This window comes from Burkholderia lata (genome assembly GCF_902499025.1).
Classification (GTDB): Bacteria; Pseudomonadota; Gammaproteobacteria; order Burkholderiales; family Burkholderiaceae; genus Burkholderia; species Burkholderia lata_C.
Genome location: NZ_CABVPW010000072.1, coordinates 1 through 20,442, shown reverse-complemented (window position 1 = coordinate 20,442; position 20,442 = coordinate 1). Strand labels below are relative to the sequence as shown.

14 protein-coding genes and 2 pseudogenes are annotated in these 20,442 nt (G+C 64.7%); 8 read left to right on the top strand and 8 right to left on the bottom strand.

Features of this window, described 5'->3' with window-relative positions; genetic code table 11:
* Nucleotides 1–53: 53 nt before the first annotated feature.
* Nucleotides 54–740: pseudogene (locus tag BDI24065_RS39515) on the bottom strand (transposase); the annotation flags it as partial.
* 38 nt (nucleotides 741–778) lie between these two features.
* On the opposite strand from BDI24065_RS39515, the pseudogene BDI24065_RS39510 reads away from it, so the two are divergent.
* Nucleotides 779–1,141, top strand: a pseudogene (locus BDI24065_RS39510) (DDE-type integrase/transposase/recombinase); the annotation flags it as partial.
* Nucleotides 1,142–1,226: 85 nt separating this feature from the next.
* On the opposite strand, the gene folD reads toward BDI24065_RS39510, so the two are convergent.
* Entirely contained in the window at nucleotides 1,227–2,132 is a 906-nt protein-coding gene (folD, locus tag BDI24065_RS39505; protein WP_175035754.1) for a bifunctional methylenetetrahydrofolate dehydrogenase/methenyltetrahydrofolate cyclohydrolase FolD, read from the bottom strand.
* A 573-nt stretch (nucleotides 2,133–2,705) separates the two neighbouring features.
* Here folD and BDI24065_RS39500 point away from each other — a divergent pair.
* The 6 genes from BDI24065_RS39500 (at nucleotide 2,706) to BDI24065_RS39475 (ending at nucleotide 12,701) form a co-directional block, all read left to right on the top strand.
* Nucleotides 2,706–4,031: an MFS transporter gene (locus BDI24065_RS39500; RefSeq protein ID WP_175035753.1), complete on the top strand. Its 1,326-nt coding sequence runs from the start codon at nucleotides 2,706–2,708 to the stop codon at nucleotides 4,029–4,031.
* A 62-nt stretch (nucleotides 4,032–4,093) separates the two neighbouring features.
* Nucleotides 4,094–5,920 (top strand): aminopeptidase P family protein, encoded by a 1,827-nt coding sequence (locus BDI24065_RS39495; RefSeq protein ID WP_175035752.1) that lies wholly within the window; start codon nucleotides 4,094–4,096, stop codon nucleotides 5,918–5,920.
* Between the two features lie 140 nt (nucleotides 5,921–6,060).
* The gene (locus BDI24065_RS39490; RefSeq protein ID WP_175035751.1) at nucleotides 6,061–7,758 is read left to right on the top strand and encodes a gamma-glutamyltransferase; all 1,698 of its coding nucleotides are present in this window, start codon (nucleotides 6,061–6,063) and stop codon (nucleotides 7,756–7,758) included.
* Nucleotides 7,759–7,763: 5 nt separating this feature from the next.
* The gene (locus tag BDI24065_RS39485; protein ID WP_175035750.1) at nucleotides 7,764–9,497 is read left to right on the top strand and encodes a gamma-glutamyltransferase; all 1,734 of its coding nucleotides are present in this window, start codon (nucleotides 7,764–7,766) and stop codon (nucleotides 9,495–9,497) included.
* A gap of 136 nt (nucleotides 9,498–9,633) precedes the next feature.
* Nucleotides 9,634–10,578 carry an alpha/beta hydrolase gene (locus BDI24065_RS39480; RefSeq protein ID WP_175035749.1) on the top strand — a complete coding sequence of 315 codons (945 nt, stop codon included), beginning with the start codon at nucleotides 9,634–9,636 and terminating at the stop codon, nucleotides 10,576–10,578.
* 11 nt (nucleotides 10,579–10,589) lie between these two features.
* A complete protein-coding gene (locus BDI24065_RS39475; RefSeq protein WP_175035748.1) occupies nucleotides 10,590–12,701 on the top strand; it encodes a S9 family peptidase in 2,112 nt (703 codons plus the stop codon).
* 172 nt (nucleotides 12,702–12,873) lie between these two features.
* On the opposite strand, the gene BDI24065_RS39470 is transcribed toward BDI24065_RS39475, so the two are convergent.
* The 6 genes from BDI24065_RS39470 to BDI24065_RS39445 all read right to left on the bottom strand — a co-directional run bounded on the left by BDI24065_RS39470 (nucleotide 12,874) and on the right by BDI24065_RS39445 (nucleotide 19,967).
* Nucleotides 12,874–13,977, bottom strand: a complete 1,104-nt coding sequence (locus BDI24065_RS39470; RefSeq protein ID WP_175035747.1) for a branched-chain amino acid aminotransferase — start codon at nucleotides 13,975–13,977, stop codon at nucleotides 12,874–12,876.
* Nucleotides 13,978–14,057: 80 nt separating this feature from the next.
* The gene (gene purU / locus BDI24065_RS39465) at nucleotides 14,058–14,897 is read right to left on the bottom strand and encodes a formyltetrahydrofolate deformylase (RefSeq protein WP_175035746.1); all 840 of its coding nucleotides are present in this window, start codon (nucleotides 14,895–14,897) and stop codon (nucleotides 14,058–14,060) included.
* 27 nt (nucleotides 14,898–14,924) lie between these two features.
* Nucleotides 14,925–15,503: a sarcosine oxidase subunit gamma family protein gene (locus tag BDI24065_RS39460; RefSeq protein ID WP_175035745.1), complete on the bottom strand. Its 579-nt coding sequence runs from the start codon at nucleotides 15,501–15,503 to the stop codon at nucleotides 14,925–14,927.
* Complete coding sequence (locus BDI24065_RS39455; protein WP_175035744.1) at nucleotides 15,496–18,426, bottom strand: sarcosine oxidase subunit alpha family protein; 2,931 nt, start codon at nucleotides 18,424–18,426, stop codon at nucleotides 15,496–15,498. Before BDI24065_RS39455 ends, BDI24065_RS39460 begins: the two co-directional genes overlap by 8 nt.
* Nucleotides 18,423–18,707: a sarcosine oxidase subunit delta gene (locus tag BDI24065_RS39450; RefSeq protein ID WP_175035743.1), complete on the bottom strand. Its 285-nt coding sequence runs from the start codon at nucleotides 18,705–18,707 to the stop codon at nucleotides 18,423–18,425. Before BDI24065_RS39450 ends, BDI24065_RS39455 begins: the two co-directional genes overlap by 4 nt.
* Nucleotides 18,708–18,719: 12 nt before the next feature.
* Nucleotides 18,720–19,967, bottom strand: a complete 1,248-nt coding sequence (locus BDI24065_RS39445) for a sarcosine oxidase subunit beta family protein (RefSeq protein WP_175035742.1) — start codon at nucleotides 19,965–19,967, stop codon at nucleotides 18,720–18,722.
* Between the two features lie 288 nt (nucleotides 19,968–20,255).
* Here BDI24065_RS39445 and BDI24065_RS39440 point away from each other — a divergent pair.
* Nucleotides 20,256–20,442: hypothetical protein (locus BDI24065_RS39440; RefSeq protein ID WP_217481852.1), on the top strand; the 187-nt coding region annotated here is incomplete at its 3' end.

Sequence of the window (20,442 nt, the reverse complement as noted above, 5' to 3'; positions counted from 1 at the left end):
TGGCAGCATGACTGCCTCGGACGTTCCACTTAAAAATCTCAGAATACTGTCCGAACGAGCGAGGCCACCTCTCTCAGGAGTTGCGGGTCGATGCCCATTCCTTTTTTTTACCAGTTCGTTCGCCTTTTTGAGGATGTCGCGCTCGATCTCCAGCTTCCGTATGTCGCGCCGAAGCGATTCGACCTGCTGCTCCAGCTCCGAACGATCATGGTCCGGTGCTGGCTTCTTCTGGCGTTTCATGGATGCTGGAACCTCCCGACCGAGTAGCTGGCTCTTCCAGTTGTATAGCATCGGCCTGCTCACGCCCGCTTTCTGGGCAACCACGCGTGCGCTTTCCTCTCTGGTGCACAGCTCGATGACGGCCGACTGCCTGGCCTCCCGCGATCTCGGAACGCTGCCAGTCGCTCTGCCGACAATACGCTTTTCGAACTGGGGCACAGTTCTTCGATCCAGGCTGCAAGCGCCCCGCGACTCGGGTAGCCCAAAGCCCTCAAGGTCGCGGCAATACATCGGTCGTGGCTCAGGTAGTGGTCAACGGCAGCCTGCTTCTGTTCGGCCGAATACTTCGGCCTGGACCGAACATAGCCGCTTCGTAAATCATGACACTGTTCGTACTCACGATGCCAGGCTATCAGGGAATTCTTCGTCGGGTAACCCAGCTGCCTGATGGTCGCCTTGATACGCTTTCCCAACTTCAGATAGAGCTGAACCGCGCGAATGCGGTCCTCGTATGAGTACATGGACTACCTCCTGGTAGTCCAACATTTTGTCCGCACCCTCCAGACGGAACAAGGCAGCTGCCCAGCGGTATTTCGAAAAATCGATCCAGCAAAACGGCGTGCCCGAGGCGGTGACGATCGACAAAAGCGGAGCCAATCTGGCCGCACTGCACGCGGTCAGCGCCAAGCGCGACACACCCATTAAGGTCCGTCAGGTCAAGTATCTGAACAACGTGGTTGAGAAGGACCATCGGGCCATCAAGCGCATCATCCGACCGATGCTCGGCCTCAAGGACTTCCGCTGCGCGCGTGTCATTCTCAGTGGCATCAAGATCATGCATATGATCGCCAAAGGACAGATGATACACACTGGCAAAATCAAGCCATCTGCGGCCTGCCAGTTTTACTCGTTGCTGATGTAAGCTATCCTCATCATATCGCCTTTGTACGACTCAACCGTCTTACCGCGACAGAACCGTCGGCTCTCAATTCGTTCAACCCGACACCTTAACCGATTGGCCCCCGCGCTATTTGCACCGGAGCCCTCGCCGGACGCATGCCACGAGTCAGTGCGCGTTCGGCTGCGGCTATCGTGTTGTCGAGCAGCATCGTCACGGTCATCGGGCCGACGCCGCCGGGCACCGGCGTGATGCGCGATGCTTTGGCAGAGACGCCATCGAAGTCTACATCGCCCGTAATGCGGCCGTCGGGAAGCCGATTGATGCCGACGTCGATGACGACGGCGCCCGTCTTCACCATCTGCGGGATGATGAGGTTGGACACGCCAGCCGCCACCACCAAGATGTCGGCGAGGAGGGTGAACTGGGCGAGGTCGCGGGTCCTGGCATGGCAGACCGCCACGGTCGCTCTACGCGCCATCAGCATCAGCGCCATCGGCTTGCCGACGATGTTGCTGGCGCCGACGACCACGACGTTCTGCCCTTCGATCGGCACATCCTCGCTGTCGAGCAGTTTCACCACGCCATAGGGTGTGCAAGGCGAAAAAATGGTATTGCCGGTCACCAGGCCGCCGACGTTGTAGAGGTGAAAGCCGTCAACGTCCTTGTCGACCGAGATGGCCTCCAGCACCCGGTCAAGTGCGATGTGCGCGGGTAACGGCAACTGCACGAGAATGCCGTCGATATCGCTGTCGGCATTGAGCCGGGCGATCGTGTCCAGCAGTTCGGCATTGCTCACGCTCGACGGAAAGCGCAGCGACACCGAATGGATACCGACCGTCTCGCAGGCGCGGATTTTATTGCGGACGTAGACGGCGGAGGCGGGGTCGCTGCCGACCAGGATGACCGCAAGGCCGGGCGGCGTGCCGCGCTGTCCGGCGATTGCCTGTGCACGTTCCAGCAGGCCTGCGCGCAGCCCTTCGGCGAGGCGCCGTCCGTCGATGATCTTGGCCATGCAAAAAACCTCTCATAGGGATAGACCGAAGGCGGTGAATTGATCGCCGCTCAGGGGGCGATGAAGAACGCGTGGTGCAACGCGTCGCCCTGCGTGTCGCCGACGTCCTCTCAATAAAATTCAGTATTGTATTATATGAATTGACGAGTCGCCTTGCTTTCATGGGCACCGGAAAGCGAGTGCACGCCAGGTTTGCCCGCTGCAAAACCGCCAATTTCGCCGGCAACGGTTTCCGTGACTCATGACGTTACGGCAGGGTGTGACGAGTCACGAGCGCTCAGCGTAGTGCGCGGCGACCTTCGCGCACCGCTTTTCTGGTCTTGCGCCGATCCTGCATGAAGCAGGTCATGCAGCCGCCAGCAGGTGGCAGGCACCGGGGCAATGGACGCTGTCGGCTCCCAGCGGGCAGCGCTCAAAACCCCATTGTGGAATAAAAAACAGTCATGTATTATTTAAAATGTCACCACTGGCAGCCGCCGACGGCAAAGGCGAAACCGCTTTGCCGTCGGGAGATTCGGAAGGGCATGACCTGTCAGTACCCATTGAGCAATTCAACAGGGAATCGGAGGCAGGGTGGGAAAGGAACAAGGCATCACGGGCTACCCAAGCCTGGCGCGCGCTCGGTTCGCGCAGATCGTGGTCGCGGCGATTGGGCTCTTCGCCGCGGTCGACATCACGGTCGTCGGTCTCCTGATCGAGCCGATGAAACACGAGCTAGGCCTCACCGACGTGCAGGTGGGCCTGGTCCATACGACCTCCTTCTTCGCCGCCTATGGCTTGTTCGCCATCCCGATGGGCATGCTCGCGGACCGGTGCCGGCGGGTCCGGCTGATGCTGGTGGCCATGGTGCTCTGGTGTGCCGGTCTCATGCTCGTGGGTCTGTCCCACGACCGGTGGCTGTTGGCCGCCGCCAAGGCGGTGATGGGGCTCGCGCTCGCGCTGACCTATCCGGCGGCCATGTCGCTGATGGCCGACAATTTTGCGCCGGACCGGCGCGCCTTCGCCAGCGCGACCTTCGGCGTCGGCCAGGATCTCGGCGGCGGCGCCGGCCTGCTGGTCGGCGGCATCGGCTATTCGGCGCTGGTGGGCATGGTGGCGCTCAATCCGCATGCGCTCGGCGGAATCAGTCCGTGGCGCGCGGTGTCGCTGATCTTCGCGGCCTTCGGTCTGCTGCTGATCCCCGCGATTCTGGCGCTGCGCGAACCCGCCCGCATGGAGATGCGCTCGACCGGCAGCAGCGGGTCGTTTCGCGCGCTGTGGAATTACCGTCGCTTCCTGATCCCCCTGTTCGTCGGGATGATGGCGCTGGGCGGGCTGGTCAGCGGCCTGAGAACCTGGTGTGCGCCCGCGCTGATGCGGCTTTATGAATTGCAGCCGGGCGATTTCGCGTCGTGGTTGAGCGCAGTCATGCTGATCAGCGGACTCGCTGGGCATCTGCTCAGCAGCCGGCTGGTCAACATGGCCCGGGGCCGCGGTGGCGATCAGACGGCCATGCTGCTCGCCGCGATCGCCGCGGTCCTGTGCATTCCCGGCAGCTTTCTGGCAACGACGTCCGACACATGGGGCTTTGCCGCGCTGATGAGCCTCTTCATGGTCGCCAGCGGGGTCGCGGTCTCCATCCCGGTCATCGTCATAAACTTTCGCATCCCTAACGAACTGCGCGGCCTGTGCATGGGACTGTACGTCGTGCTCATCTCGCTGTCCGGCATGATCGGTGCGCCGCTCATTGGTTACGCGAACCAGCGCCTGGGCGGCGACGCGACGCTAGGCGAGGCGATGGCGCTGGTCGGCGGCCCCTTTGCGCTGCTCGCCGCCCTGAGCTTCTGGGTCGCGACCTGGAGCTGGGCTGCCGCGCCGCCGATCGCTCATGACGCCCAGAACGAAATGCCCGCTCCTTGATCCATGAGCCGCGACCTTTACCGGCTGTTCTGCCACCCCAAAAAACAGATCGAGACACGACTATGAGCCCATCTCACGAACGCCTGATCACCCTCCGCGCGGAGCTTGCGCGGCTCGGCCTGGACGGCTTCATTCTCGCCACCGGCGACGAGCACATCACGGAATTCCCAGCCCCTTATTCGGAGCGCCTTGCGTGGTTGACCGGCTTCGCCGGATCGACCGCCAGCATCGCCGTGCTCGCCGACAAGGCGGCGATCTTCGTCGACTATCGCTATACCGAATCGGTCCGCACCCAGGTGGACGGCGCCGACTGGTCGTATGAAGATGTGCTCCGCACCGGCGCTGGCGCGTGGCTCGCCGAGCATGCTGCGGGGGCGCGGATCGGCTACGATCCCAAGCTCTATACCCGGGGAGCACTGGGCGCGATCGAGCAGAAGCTGGCCGGGCGCGCCGAGTTGGTGCCGCTGCCGAGCAACCCGATCGATCGGCTCTGGATCGATCAACCGGCCCGGCCGGACAGCCAGGCGTTCGTGCAGACGATCGGCATGGCGGGCAAGAGTTCGGCCGACAAGCGCCGCGACGTGGTGCAATGGCTGACCTCGATTGGCGCCGACGCCTGTGTGATCGTCGCGCTCGACTCGATCGCCTGGCTGTTCAACATCCGCGCGAGCGATGTCGACGTCGTGCCGCTCTGCTATAGCTTCGCGATCTGTCATCGCGACGGTAGCGCCGATCTGTTCGTCGACCCGCACAAGATCGACGAATCCGTGCGCCAGCATCTGGGCGAAAGCGTGCGCCTGTTGCCCTACGACCGCTTCTACGAAACTCTCGAAACCTTGCCGGGCAAGGTCGTATCGCTCGATCCCAACCTGACGCCGGTCGCGATCTACGCGGGGCTCGAAAAAGGCGGCGCCACGCTGCGCGCCGATCGCGACCCGACCGTGTTGCCCAAAGCGATCAAGAATCCCGTCGAGATCGAGGGCATGAAAGCGGCGCATATCCGCGACGGCGCAGCACTGACCCGCTTCCTCCACTGGTTTTCGATCGAAGCGCCCAAGGGCCAGCTCACCGAGCTGTCGGCAGCGGCCCGGCTCAATCAGTTCCGCCGCGAAACCGAGCGCTTCCACAGCCTGTCGTTCGAACCGATCTCGTGCGTCGACGGCAACGCGTCGATGCCGCACTACCGGGCCACGCCGGAGAGCGACGCGCCGATCGGACCCAACAGCATTTACCTGGTCGATTCAGGCGGCCAGTATCCCGACGGCACCACGGACGTAGCCCGTACGGTCGCCGTGGGCGAGACGAGTGCCGAGTTCAAGGACCGGTTCACCCGTGTTCTCAAGGGCTATATCGCGTTGCAGACCACGACCTTCCCGCTCGGCACGCTCGGCAGCCGGCTCGACGCGATCGCGCGGGCGCCGCTCTGGGTCGGTGGTTTCGAGTGCGCTCACGGCATCGGCCATGGCGTCGGCCATTTCCTCAACGTCCACGAGGGGCCTGGCTATTTCCTGGCATACGCGCGGCCGGACGAGGCGCCGATCGAGGCGGGCATGATCCTTTCCAACGAGCCCGGTTACTACAGAGCGGGGATCTACGGCATTCGCACCGAAAACCTGATGGTCACAGTCGAGCGGCCCATTGCGGGGGGCGACCGGACGATGCTCGGCTTCGAGGCGATCACCATGGCGCCGATCGCTCGCAACCTGATCGAGGTGACGATGCTGACCGATGCGGAGGTCGACTGGCTGGATAGCTATCATGGCCGTGTTCGGGATCTGCTCAGCCCACTGCTGACGCCCGACGAACGCAGCTGGCTCGAACGGCAAACCGCGCCGATCCGCGCAGGTGAATTTTCCGGAACCACTACGCTGGCGTCCACCGTGCAATGAGCCCTTTGCCCGGCGTGCGTGTCGAACGCAGAAGAACGCGTCGCGCACGGTGCCCAGGCGTGGCAGTACGAGCATCGGGAGAGCCGGTCGCCAGCCTTGCGCGACCGGGCCCCCTCACTACTTTTCGAGGATGAAGAGCCATGACGATTGACCATCACGCCTACCTTCGTAACCCCGGCCCCAAGGACCCGGCGACAGGGTTGAAGGCAGCGGTCACGACCGATAACGCCATCGTGACCGAGACGATGATCAACGTACTCAAGGCTGGCGGCAATGCCGCCGACGCCGGGATCGCGGGGGCGATGGTTCAGGCGGCCGTCGAGCCGTTCATGACCAACCACGCGGGACTCGTCACCTTTCTCTACTACGAAGCGAAGACGGGCAAGCTTCACCAGCTCGACAGTCTCGGCGCGCACCCGTCGGGGCTCGCGCCGTTCCGTCCGGTTCCCGCCGGCAACGGTCCTTACGCTTTTGTGCCGCCGTCCGCGATCATTCCCGGCTTCATGCCGGGGCTCAAAGCCATTCACGAGCGGTTCGGATCCCGGCCCTGGACTGACCTGTGCCAGGATGCCATTACCTGGGCCGAACAGGGCCATGCGATTTCGTCGTTCGAGCATGGCGTGAACATCTGGGGTGAGAAGTTCATTACCTATTTCCCCGAAGGGCGCGAGTTCTATCAGCCGAATGGCCGCTTTACCAACGTCGGCGAAGTCTTCGTGCCCAAGGGGCTCGCGCAAACCCTGCGCGGTGTTGCTGCCGACCCGGACTATATGATCACCGGTCCGTGGGCCGAGGCCTTCGTCAGGAAGGGCAACGAGCTGGGCTGGAAGATCACGCCCGAGCATATGACCGAGACCGCGCCGCGCTGGGTCGAGCCGATCCGCTTCCGCTATAACGAGTTTGAGATCGTCATGCTCGGACCGCCCCAGGCGCAGGGTTTCTTCACAGGCGTCGCACTCGGCGTGCTCAAGCATCTCGGCATCCGGAATACGGAGCCGGGCTCCGCGGAGCACTGGTGGGCGATGGGGCATGCGCTGCGGCAAGGTCAGCGGCATTGGGAATATGCTCAGGATGACCAGGTTTATGACGTGCCGCGCGAAGCCGTGCTCGACGACGACTATCACGCTCACCTCGCGAAGCTCATTCGGGGATCGCGGCCGAGGGTCGACCTGTCGGAACATATCCGGCTCGCGGGCGACGGCGATGGGACCAGTGCCTATGCCGGTTTCCTCGGCTTGGCGGCCAAGCCGAAGCTGATGAGTCAGGACCAGAAGCAACCCAGCGGCTCCTGCGAAATCGCGGTGGTCGACGCCGAGGGCAATTGGGTTCAGATGATGAACACGCTGCAGGGCTCGGGCATTCCGGGCCAGGTTGTCGGCGGCGTACCGATGATCGGCAGTCACGCGACCTTCGGTCATTTGCAGAGCCAGATGGACGCGACCCTCGTCAAGGGCGCGAAGTCGCGTTGCATTATCGGCAATACGCTGGTGCTGAAGGACGGCAAACCCGTGTTCTCCGCCGGTTCGCCAGGCAACATCTTCTGCACCTTGCCGCAGGTGCTCTCCTATTTTATCGACTTCAAGCTCGATCCCCAGGCGGCGGTGGAAGCGCCTCGCATGCTACCGATGAGCGAGGGCCGCGGCGTCGTGATCGAAGACCGTCTGCGCGAGGGCGTGGTGGAAGATCTCCATAAGCTCGGCGTGCGGGTCGGCGTAGTGTCCGGCTATGACTATCACATGGGCAGCTATTCCGTGATTGCGCGCGACGAAGCAACCGGTACGCTGACCGCGATCGCCGATCCTCGACGCTGTGCGGTCGCAGACGGCCTGAAGGACTGAGCGCCATGACGAACCCGAAACACGCGAGCGCCACGCTTGCGCCGTCCGCATGGCCGCAAGCCGATCAGGATCACTGGTGGGCGATCCAGCAATCCGCACTGCCTGGCAATCCGCCGGCGCGAGGCGATCAGGGCGCTGTCGCCACCGCACTCCACGCGCTCGCCACGCGAGTGGGACTCGAAGCACTGCGGCAGGGCGGCTCCGCGGTCGATGCCGCGCTGGCCACGGCGCTGACCCAGATCGTTCTGGGCGGCGGCGCGGTGATCAGCTTTTTCGGCATCCTGAATCTGATGCATCACGACGCGGCAAGCGGCGAGACGACCTCGCTCAACGCCAGCTGGAACACGGTCCTCGGCGAAGACGACCCGATGTCGATTCCGGGCGCCCTCAACGCCGCGGGCGATGGCCTTGCCAACATGCAGGGAACGGGCGAACCATCCGGCCGCACGGCGTTGGTAGGCGGCTTCATGCGCGGCCTGGAAGAAGCGCATCGCCGCTACGGAAAATTGCCCTTCGCGCGGCTGTTCGAGGCGGCGATCGAACTGGCGGAAGAGGGCTTTCCGGTGTCGCCCAGCCTCGCGCGGTATATCGCCATGCGCCAGCACGATCTCGCGCGGCTACCCGAGACCCGGGCAATATTCTATAAACCGGACGGCTCGACTTACGTCGAGGGCGACCTGTTCCGGCAGCCGGCGCTCGCCGAAACGCTGCGGCGGATCGCGGCCGAGGGCGCCGACTACATGTACACCGGTGCCTGGGCTGCCCGCTGTATCGCCGCGATTCAGGCGGATGGCGGCAAGATGACGGGGGAGGATCTGGCCCGCTATCGACCGGTCTGGTCGTCGCCGGTGACGCTGCAGCGCGGCGACCGCACGCTTGCGCTGCTCGGCGAGCCTAGCGACGGCTCGGTCAATCTGGTGGAGGCGCTCAATCTGGCGACCGCTGCCGGCTTGACGCAGCGGCCGCACTGGAGCCGTTCGGGCGACAGCCTGGTGAGGATCGCAAAATGTTGCGCGGCGATGGGATTGTTCTACAACAAGCGTCTCGAGCAGCAACAGGCCGAGTGTCCCGGTGGCGATGCGAGCCGGGCGGCCCGCCTCGACCCGACGCATGCCGACAGGCTCTGGGCGCGTCTCGAGAACGAAGCGCCGATCACCTTCCTGCCGAGGAGCGTCCATTCCGACGACGTGGTCGCGATCGATGCCGACGGCAACATGGTCGCGCTCTGCCATTCGATCAACTGCCTCACGTGGGGGCGCACGGCGATCGTGGTCGACGGCGTGTCGGTTGGCGATCCTGCCTCCTACATGCAGCCGATCGTCGCGGCCACACCGCGTGGCGCGCAACTGGCCAATCCGATCGAACTGGGCTTGATCCTGAAGAATGGCCAGCCGGAAATCGCCTGGTCGTCGATGGGCGTGGGTCTTCACTATCAGACGACCATGTCGCTGCTCAACGTCATCGATCACGGCATGACGATCGAGCAGGCCGCCGACGCGCCCCGGTTGCTGTTGCCGATCGCACCCGACGGCGATGCCAGGAAGCTGACCCTGCGCGTCATCGAGGGTGAGTTTCCGGATGCGGTGCTCGACGAAACCGGCCTGGACGTGAAGCGCCTGGCGCCCGCCGATACGCGTTTCGCGCAAGGCCTTTGGGTGGCGATCCAGCGTGACACGGAGAGCGGCGCACTGACGGCAATCTCGCCCAGCTATACCAACGGACAGGCAGCGGCTTTCTGAACCTGTCGTATCGTGCACATGGGGTGAAGGACGAGCCTGCCACATCACGGTGGAGGGCGACGGTAGTTCAGTCGCATCGACGTTTCCCTCGCCTGCCCCCCTCGTCCTTACCCCTTACCTTCGAGGAATTGAGATCATGAACCAGCACGTATCCGCCGATTGGGTCCCCGCGCGCGACGCGACGCCGTGGATCGAAACTTTCATCGTCGAACCGCCGGGACTCGGTGTCGCGTTGCGGGTCTCGATTGCGCGGCCCGTCAAGCCGATGATCAGCCAGCAGCCCGACGGTCTGAACGCCGTCCTTTATGTGACCGATGCCGATTATCTGTTCGGCACGGTCGTCGACGCTGCGCGCGTGGGCAGCTTTGGCGGCGACCTTGCGCCCGCCGTCATTGTCGGCATCGGCTACGCGGAGGAAACCGGTGACCTCCGGTTCGTCTCGCAGCGGCGGTTTCTGGACTTCTATCGCGGGCCGCGGCGCAGCTTCGACGCGGGCGCGTACGGTAGCTTCGAATTCGGCGGCGCCGACGCTTTCCTCGCGGCGTTGCGGGACTGCGTCATGGCGAAAGTCGAGCAGCATGTTCCCGATATCGATCCGGCACGCCGCGTTCTTCTCGGTACCTCGGCTGGCGGGCACTTCGCCGCTTATGTGCTGGCGCAGGATCCAGGATTGTTTCAGGGCTATGCGTTGATGAGCCCCATGCTCATCGATCCGCAATCACCGGTAGACGGCGCATTGGTGCGCTTACCGGGGGACGGCGCGATGGTCCACCTGATCGAAGATCTGCCCGACGGCGCGATCCCGTCCGGTCTGCGCGTGTTTCTGTCCGCCGGAGAGCGTGAAGAAGATCCGGCGACCATGTTCGCTGACTTCTCTATCATCAGTAATGCCCTTCGAATGCGAACGGCGCTCGCCCGACATGGCGTCAGGACCGAGTTCGTGCAGTTTGCCGGTGAGACGCACGGATCGGTGACCGGTGCCGCGATCAGCCGTGCATTGCGGTTCCTCGTGCCACCGGTTAATGCCAAGCCGGACTGGCAGGCGGCACTCGCCGCTACGGACGACGCGGCAAGCCAATGAGAGAGTGAGGATTGCCTGGCCTGGCCGGCATCTGGCCGCGTCAGGCGATCCCGGCGCGCGACGTCATGCCTTTTACCGTCGCGCACAACAGAAAGGGTGTCGAGGAAAAGATGACGCAGAAGGACATTCGTGGCGCTGACGCAGCACGTCAGGTGGACGCATTCTATCGGGCGCTGTTCCGCCCTGGAGAGGGCCATCTCTGGTCCGCTGCAGACCTTGACCCGGCAGCGGACGGCCGGCGTGTCCACTTCACGGGACAATGTTTCGACGGCACGCTCGAGGCGGGTCCGCGAAGCGCGATCTATCGGCTCGATCTGGCCGCGTGCAGCGTGCAGCAGATCGCCAGCGGCCGCCTGTTTCGCCACGCCCCGGACGGCCGCGCCGCCTACGTTGAAAGCAGTGAGAGCGGGGAACGGCTGGTCGTCGAGACGGCGAGTGGCGATCCGCTCGCTACGATGGCGATCAATGCGAGGATCGAAGCGCTGGCCTGGTCGCCGGGCAGCGGCGACCTGCTGGTGCTGGCCGCGGACCCAGGCGCGGACATCTCGGGCGTTGAAGGCGGCTTCGCCTTGTGCAGCGGGCAACCCGCCGCGAGCTGGCTGCCCGAGGTCACGTCGACCGCTGCACAGGATATCTGGCGGAGGCTTTACCGCTGGTCGGACGGCGACGCAGCGCTGATCCCCATCACGCATCCTCCAGTGAATATCTGGGAAGCGGCATGGCTGGGCGACGACGCGATCGCCGTGGTCGCGAGCGATCATCACAGTGAAGGAAGCTGGTACGAGGCGAGCCTGCGGGTCCTCGACGCAACGACCGGGGCGGAACGCTCGCGCCATGAGCCGACCGATCAGGTCGCCGTGCCGGCAGGCACACCGTGCGGCAAGCGTTGGGCCGCGATAGAAGCCCTCTGCAGTGACCGTGGTCTGGTGTGCGGCACGGTGGTGCTGGGTGAAGAGGGCGCGCAGCGGCCACTCGATCTCGGTGGTGTCGAGGCGACCGACATCCGCTGGCGCGATGCGGATCAGCTGCTCTTTGCGGGCTTGCGTGGTGCGCAGACGGTCGTCGGGGAGATCGATGTCGTCAGCGGTCGACGTCACGAACTTTGGGCTTCGGATGCGCTGACGATCGGCGGCTGGTATCCCAAGGCGGTTCCCATCGGCACGACGTCGGCACTCGCCGTGATCGAGGGCTATGCCCGTTCGCCGGCGATCGCGCGCTTATCGGGTGGCAGCGCCCAGATCCTCGCGGATTTTGCGCCGGTGCCTGCGCCGGCGATTCCGGGCACCCTACGCCATCTCCGCTGGCACGGTCGCGATGGACTGGAGATCGACGGCTGGCTCGTCTTACCGGACGGCGACTGCAAGGGTCTGCCGCTGTTCGTCGACATACACGGGGGCCCCATCTCGGCGCACCGTAACCGCTACGCGGCGGCCCTGCGCGCAGGACCGGTGCTGGTGGCGAGGGGCTACGCGCTGCTGCTGCCGAATCCGCGGGGGTCGGGTGGACGCGGTCAGGACTTCGCCCGGATGGTGAAGGACGACATGGGCGGCGAGGACATGTACGACTATCTCGCCGGCATCGATCTGCTGGTGGCGCAAGGACTTGTCGATCCGGCGCGCGTGGCCGTGTCGGGTACGAGCTACGGTGGCTTCATGAGCGCGCGGCTGGTGACACAGACCCGCCGTTTCGCCGCAGCGGTGCCGATCTCGCCGGTCGCCAACTGGTACAGCCAGCATTTCGCCTCCCAGATTCCCTGGTTTGACGAAGCATTTCTGGACGGATCGCCGCACCGGCCGGGCGGCCAGTATTTCGATCGGAGCCCGGTATTTTGGGCCACCGGTTCGACCACGCCGACGCTGGTCCTTGCCGGCGGCCGCGATAAGAACACGCCGACGAGCCAGGCGATCGAACTCTACGGCGCGCTGGCGGAAGCCGGCGTCGACGCGGCGCTCGCTGTCTATCCGGAAGACGGCCACAGTCTGCGTGGCTATCCTGCGTATCTCGATAGTGCCGCGCGCATCGTCGATTGGCTCGAGCGGCATATCGCGACACCGCGCCCGTCGCGCATTCAGCCTCCACACGGATCGGAGTGTGAGCTTGCGCATCGCGATCCGGGAGTTTGAGGCCAGTGTGAAGCGAGCCCAAAGCCGATCAGGCGGCGGGTTCGGGCAACGGGACGCGCCTCGGTTCCCCTGATGCGGAGACGCCCTGCACGCTGATTCACACTAGCGTGTCAGGGCGTCATCGCTGGGTCAGATCAAGTCCTGCCGATCCCGCCAATGCCAGTGACAAAAATCAGGCGGACGCCGCCGGTTCCGTCACGGTCCTGCACCAGCCGAACGGATCGGCAGCGCGCCCTTGCTGGATGTCGAGCAGGCGGCGACGAAGCTGATCGGTCACCGGTCCGGCCAACCCGTCGTCAATGCGGAACGACCCGATGTTAAAGCGGATCTCACCGACACTGACCACGGTCGCAGCGGTACCGCAGACGAATACCTCGCGCAGTTTTCCACTGATCGCGTCCGCCCGCCAGTCCTCGAAACTGTAGCGTGCCTCGTTGACCCGCAGGCCGTCCGCGCGCGCCAGATCGATGAGGGACGCACGCGTAATACCCGGCAGAATAGTGCCCAGCGGCGGCGTCCTGATCTCGCCGTCGTCCATGACGAAGAAGATGTTCATGCCGCCGAGCTCTTCGATCCACCGGTGCTCGGCCGCATCGAGAAACACCACCTGATCGCAATCGTGAGCGAGCGCTTCTTTCTGTGCGATCAGGCCGCCTGCGTAATTACCGCCGCACTTGGCCGCGCCGGTGCCGCCAGACGCTGCCCGGCTGTACTGATCGGATACCCACACCGCGAGCGGCCTGGCGCCGCCTTTGAAATAAGGGCCCACCGGTGAAGCGATCACGCAAAAAATATAATGCGATGCCGGTTTTACGCCTAAAAATACGTCGTTCGCAAACATGAACGGACGGATATACAGGCTGCCGTCTCCTTCGGGCATCCATGCTTCGTCGGCTTTAATGAGCTGCTCGATGGCTTCGACAAAGATCGATTCCGGTAATTCGGGCATCGCCATCCGTCTCGCCGAGGCGTTGAAACGCCGCGCGTTTTCTTCGGGCCGGAAGAGCACGATCGTTTTGTCCTCGCGCTTGTAGGCTTTTACGCCTTCGAATATTTCCTGCGCGTAGTGCAGCACCGCGCTGGCCGGATCGATGGAGAACGGCTCACGCAGACGAATGCGGGCATCGTGCCAACCGCTCCCTTCGCTCCAGTTCATGGTCGCCATATGATCGGAAAAAAGCTTGCCGAAACCGGGCTCTGCCAGAAGCCGGGTGCGCTCCTGCGCGGAGCGTGCCGGCGTGCCCGGGACCCGGATGAATGTGTCTGACGTCGTCATAGCTGTCTCTTTCGTCTGAATGGTGGTGGTTGCGCGCCGGCGGCCGTCGTTCCGCCTCGTGAGCGAAACGGCCCTTTCGTTCAGAGCACGACCGTCTTGTTGCCGTTCTGGAAGATGCGATGTTCGGCATGCCAGCGAACCGCGCGACTGAGTACCGAGGCCTCGATTTCGCAGCCGCCGGCGACCATCTCCTCGGCGGTGACCGAATGGCTGACGCGCCGCACGTCCTGCTCGATGATCGGCCCTTCGTCCAGTTCGGCAGTCACGAAATGGGCGGTCGCGCCGATGATCTTGACGCCACGGGTGTGCGCCTGGTGATACGGCCTGGCGCCCTTGAAGCTGGGCAGGAAGCTGTGATGGATGTTGATGCAGCGTCCTTCGAGTTGTTTGGAAAACGCGTCCGACAGAATCTGCATGTAGCGGGCCAGCACGGTCAGCTCGGCACCGCTCTCTTCGATCAGCGCCAGAAAGCGGGCCTCCTGCGCCGGCTTGCCGGCGTCGACCGGAAGATGGTGATAGGGCAGGCCGTGCCACTCCACGATCTTGCGCATCGTGTCGTGATTGGAGACGACGCCGACGATCTCGATCGGCAACTGGCCGATCTCCTGTTTGTGGATCAGATCGATCAGGCAGTGACCGAATCGGGAAACGGCGATCAGCACACGCTGCTTGTGGGCAAGATCCTTGAGTTCCCAGTCGAACGTGAAGCGGTCCGCGACCGGCGCGATGTGCGCGGCGAGGCTTTTCATCCCGATCGGGCTGGTCAGCTCCATGCGGCAGAAGAAGTGGCCGGTGTCGGGGTCGCCATAGACTTCGGCGGCGCGGATATCGCAGCCATGCGCTGCCACCAGCGGCGCTACTGCGGCCATGATTCCCGGTCGATCGGGCGAGCGGAAGCGCAGGACAAAATTGCTGTGCACGGGAAAACTCCTGATGTGGAAACGAAACTAGGTACGAGCGAACAGCCGGCCGGCGTAGGCGGCCATCGTCTGGTCGACGATGATGCGGAAGCGGGGGACGTCGTGCGCATCGGCAAGCCGGGCGATGAACATGCCGGCGTCGCCCAGCAGCGAGCGTGCCACCGCGTCCACGGGAAACACCTCGGTCCAGAGATCGAGCGGGCAGTGAGCGGCGAGCGCCAGTCGGGAATTCGCACCCTCCACCAGAAAGGCGGCGCGGGCGTGGCTCACGTCGATGGCCAGCAGATCGTCGGCGCCCAACCCGCAGAGCCGTGCGACCGATGCGGCGACCGCGGCCTCCGATCCGGTGAGCAGCCATTCGCCGGGCGCCAGCCAGGCGAAGCTCAGCTCTCCGTCGCTGGTTTGTGTGCCGGTTTGCGTGCCGGCGCGGGGTGCGTCGCTACCGATCACCGCACGAAAGCGCGCCTCCGGCTCAGCGCCGAAGACGTGCAGCTTCGCGATGCCCAGGCCGTGTTCCAGCCGGCAGGAAAACCCTGCGCGGACAACGTCGGCCATCGCGGCAGGCGCGGTGCGGCGCAGCATGATTGCGGGATCGGGCTCAGCCATGAATGCGCACTCCTGATGGATCGAAGAATTGAGGATCGGCGATGCGGGCGGGCCGCCATGTATCGAGGTCCCAGATGCGTACTGTCTCGCCCATGCGGGCGCGTCCGCGTTGCACCAGTGCCATCGCTATCGGCCGTTGCAAGGTCGGCGACTGGGCACTCGAGGTGACCCAGCCTTGTGTGCCGCGTGCCTCGGTCGCATCGGCCGGCAGCACATGCGCACCGACCTGCAGCGGACCGCCGCCGTCCGCTACTTCGAGACCGACGAGTTGCCGGCGTTCTTCGCGGAGCGCATGGGCCCGCATGGTCGAACGGCGGCCGACGAAATCGTCCTTCTTCTTCGCGATGATGGCGGCGAAGCCGAGATCCTGCGGGTAGGTTTCACCGTCGCTATCGGATCCGATGTGCAGGAAACCCTTCTCCATCCGCATCACCATCAGCGCCTCGACGCCGAAGGCGGTAATGCGATGAGGGCGCCCGGCAAGCATCGCAGCGTCCCACAGCGAGGCGCCGTAGCCCCACGGCACCGCGATCTCGTAGGAAAGCTCGCCGGTGAAGCTGACGCGCTGCACGCGCGCGGCGACGCCGGCCACGGTGCCGGCGCGATAGTGCATGTGCGGGAAAGCGTCGGGCGACAGATCGATGTCGGTGCCCAGCGCGGCAAGCACGTCGCGCGCATGCGGTCCGGCGAGGTTCATCACCGCCCAGCCGGTCGTGACGTTTTCGACCAGCACACGCAGGTGCGGCCATTCGCACTGCAGCCACTCCTGAAACGTCTCGGTGATGGCGGCCGCATGGCCGCTGGTGGTGCCGACCAGGAAATGGTCCTCGCCGATGCGGGCGAACACGCCATCGTCGTAGACAATCCCGTGCTCGCTGAGCATCAGGCCGTAGCGGCATCGCCCGACCTTGAGCGTGCGGACACTGTTCACATACATGCGCTGCAGAAATTCGGCGGCGTCAGGGCCTTTGACTTCGATCTTGCCGAGCGTCGAGGCGTCGAACAGACCCACGGAGTCGCGCACTGCTGTCACTTCGCGGGCGATCGACTGCGCCTCGCTCTCGCCGCCGAGCGGGAGGAACGCCGCTCGCCGCCAAGCGCCGTAGTTCTCCATCTTCGCGCCTAGCGCGAGCTGCGCGGCGTGCGCGGGAGTGTGCGCGAGCGGCGACAGATCCTCACCCACGGCGCGGCCGGCGAAAGCGCCGATCGTCACCGGATCGAAGGGTGGCCGGAATTTCGTCGTGCTAATCGCCTGCGGTGGCATCTTGAGCAGGTCGGACATGACGTGAATGCCCGCGACGTTCGAGGTCTTGCCCTGATCGGACGCCATGCCGAGCGTGGTGTAGCGCTTGAGATGCTCGACCGAGCGGAAATTTTCCCGCGCGGCGAGCTGGACGTCGGCGACGGTCACGTCGTTCTGAAAGTCTAGCCAGGCCGTTTGCGCGTGGGTGTCGCCATCGGCGAAACGGCGCGTCGGGCCGACCGCCTCCGTGGGCGCGGTCGCGACCGTCTCGCCGCGAACGGTCGCGCGGGTGTTGGCGAGTACGGTGGCGAGGTCGAAGAGGCCAGCCGCCGCGCCGACGCTGATCGCCTCCTGCGCGGCATGGTTGGGCAGGAACGCCTGCAGCCGTGCGTCGTAAGCGAGCGAGCCGCCCGACTGCGAATGGAGATGCACGGCCGGGTTCCAGCCATCGGACGTCAGGATCGTGTCGCAGGCCAGTTGCTGGCGGCCGCCGCCGTTCAGCGCTGCGACCTCGAGTCCGCGCACCGCCTTGCGGCCTTTCGCGGCCACTGGCACCGCGCTGTGGAGGATCGCGATGCCACGGCGGCGCGCTTCGCTGGCACTCGCACCTGGCTCGGACCGGGAGTCGACGATGGCGGCGATCTCGCAGCCCGCATCGTGGAGGGCCAGCGCAGCGGTGTAGGCGCTGCCATTGTTGGTGCACAGCACGAGACGGCGGCCGGCAAGCACACCATAGCGTGCGGCATAAGTCTGCGCGGCCGAGGCGAGCATCACGCCGGGCAAATCGTTGCCCGAGAACGGGATTGGCCGCTCGAACGCGCCGGTGGCCAGAATCACCTTCCTGCAGCGGACTTTCCACAGCCGCTGGCGCGGACCGGACCGCTGCATCGGCGGCAGATGGTCGTTGATCCGCTCGCACAGCGCGACAAGCCCATGATCGTAGAAGCCGAATGCCATGGTTCGGTTGAGCAGTTGCAGATTCGGCGCGGCGCGCAGGCGCGCGAGCGCCGCGTCGCGCCAGGCGAGCGGTGGCAGACCCTCGACAGGCTCCACGCAGGACAGCAGCCCGCCGCCGAATTCGAAATCGGCCTCGACCAGCATGACGCGTTGGTTGCCCGGAAGCGCAGCCGCCGCTTCCGCGGCGGCGAGCCCCGCAGCGCCGGAACCGATCACGAGCGTGTCGACGTGGGCGAAGCGGTGTTCATAGCGATCGGGATCGGGTTCGGCCGGTGCGACGCCGAGGCCTGCCGCCTTGCGAATGGTCGGCTCGAACAGCCCCCAGTTCGGCCAGAAGAAGGTCTTGTAGTAGAAGGCGGCCGGAATGAAGCGCTTGAACAGCGAGTTGATCGCCAGCAAATCGAACTCGGCGCTCGGCCGGGCATTGATCGGCGCGGCCGACAGGCCCTCGTACAGTTCGAGCTGGGTCGCCTTGACATTCGGAACGGTGGTGGCGCCCTGTTCGAGCTGGACGATGCCGTTGGGCTCCTCGAGGCCCGCTGCGATCAGGCCGCGCGGTCGATGGTACTTGAAGCTCCGGCCGATGATCGAGACGCCGTTGGCGAGCAGCGCCGACGCGAGCGTGTCGCCCGCGTAGCCCTGGTAGGATCGCCCCGCCCAGCGGAAGGAGATCGGCTTGCTCCGGTCGAGCGTCACGCCGGGTGTGTTGCGCCAGCCGCTCATGCCAGGACTCCTTCGGGCAGCGTCTGGCCCATCGGATAGACCGCGGCGATGCGGTGCGTGACGGTGTCGCGTGCGAGATTGAACCAGCGACCGCAGCCGGCGGAATGGAGCCAACGCTCGCGATGCTCGCCTTTAGGATTCGCCCGGTAGAAGAGATAGTCTGCCCAGGCCTCGTCGCTGACCGCGTCGTGTGGGCCGGGCCGGGTAATGTGCCCTTCGCCGCCGCAGCGGAATTCGATTTCAGCGCGCGGGCCGCAATAGGGGCAAGTGATGAGAAGCATGCGTGAATCTCCTTAATGCGCGATGCCCGAGGCGCTAGCCTCGTCGATGAGCGCGCCGCTCTCGAAGCGCTCGAGCCCGAAGGCAGCTGAGAGCGGGTGCGACGTGCCCGTCGCCATGATGTGGGCCAGACACCAGCCGCCCGCCGGGATCGCCTTGAAGCCGCCGGTGCCCCAGCCGCAATTGACGTAGAAGCCGCCCAGATCGGTGCCGCCGATGATCGGGGTCGAGTCGTGGACCACGTCGACGATGCCCGCCCATTGACGCAGGAAACGCATCCGCGAGAAGGCCGGGAACATCTCGACCACGCCGGCCGCGGCGCGCTCCATCCAGGACAGGTTGCCGCGCTGCGCATAGGAGAGGTAAAGATCGAGGCCGGCGCCGATCACGAGCTCGCCCTTGTCGGACTGGCTGAGGTAGGTCCCGGTTGCGGGCGACAGCACGACCGTGTCGAGGCACGGTTTTACGGGCTCCGATACGAACGCCTGCAGGGCATAGGAGCTGATTGGCAAACGCACGCCCGCTTTGGCGGCGACGACGGTCGAGTGGCCGGCGACCGCCATCCCGACCGTCTCGCTGCGGATCGTGCCGCGGCTGGTCTCGACCCCGCGCACGTGACCGTCCTCGATCAGGAACCCTTGTACGTCGCAGTTCTGGATGATGTCGACGCCCAATGCCGAGGCGGCCCGCGCGTAGCCCCAGGCCACCGCATCGTGACGCGCCGAGCCGCCGCGTGGCTGATTCAGTCCGCCGAGGATCGGGAAGCGCGGCGAATCGCTGAGCCCGGGAATGTGTCTGCGCACCCCCGCGCCGTCGACCAGTTCTGCGTCGACGCCGTTGAGGCGCATCGAGTTGGCCGAGCGGCGCAGCATCTCCATGCCGTGGCGGTCATGGCCCAGAATCCACATGCCGCGCTGCGAGAACATGATGTTGTAGTTGAGCTCACGCGACAGATTTTCGTAGAGCTTCAGCGCGAATTCGAAGAAGTTCGCCGTCTCCGGATAGAAATAGTTGGACCGGATGATGGTGGTGTTGCGACCCGTGTTGCCGCCGCCGATCCAGCCGCGTTCGAGCAGCGCGACATGGGTGATGCCGTGGTTCTTTGCCAGGTAGTAAGCGGTGGCCAGACCATGTCCGCCTCCGCCAATGACGATGGCGTCATAGCGCCGCTTGGGGGTGGCGTCCCGCCAGGCGGCTTTCCAGCCCCGCTGGCCGTTCAGGCCCTCGCGGATTAGGGAGAGGGCGGAATATCGTTCGGTCAATTTCAGGTCGCTCCTTTTTATACATATCCGTATTTATACACGACTGTATTAATATTTCAATAAGAATTGACCTGCCCTTGGAGCGGGCGTGTTGCCGGTCGAGTGGTGGCGTGGAGGTCGGAGTCTGCTCGACGAGGCGACGGCGACTTGCGTCGTTATCGTGGATGAGCGGGCGGTTGGGATCGATGCGGAACGACCGGTGAGGCTGATGAATGGGAGGGTCGTTTGAGCTTGCCCCCGAAAAACGGATCCCTTGCTGAGCAGGTATCGGGTAGGATTTCTAACTTAATGGCAAGCGTCTCGTCGCTTCATCAGGATGAAATCGGGAAGGTGGGAAGGTGGGAAGGTGGGAAGGTGGGAAGGTGGGAAGGTGGGAAGGAGAGAAGGTGGGAAGGAGAGAAGGAGAGAAGGAGAGAAGGAGAGAAGGAGAGAAGGAGAGAAGGAGAGAAGGAGAGAAGGAGAGAAGGAGAGAAGG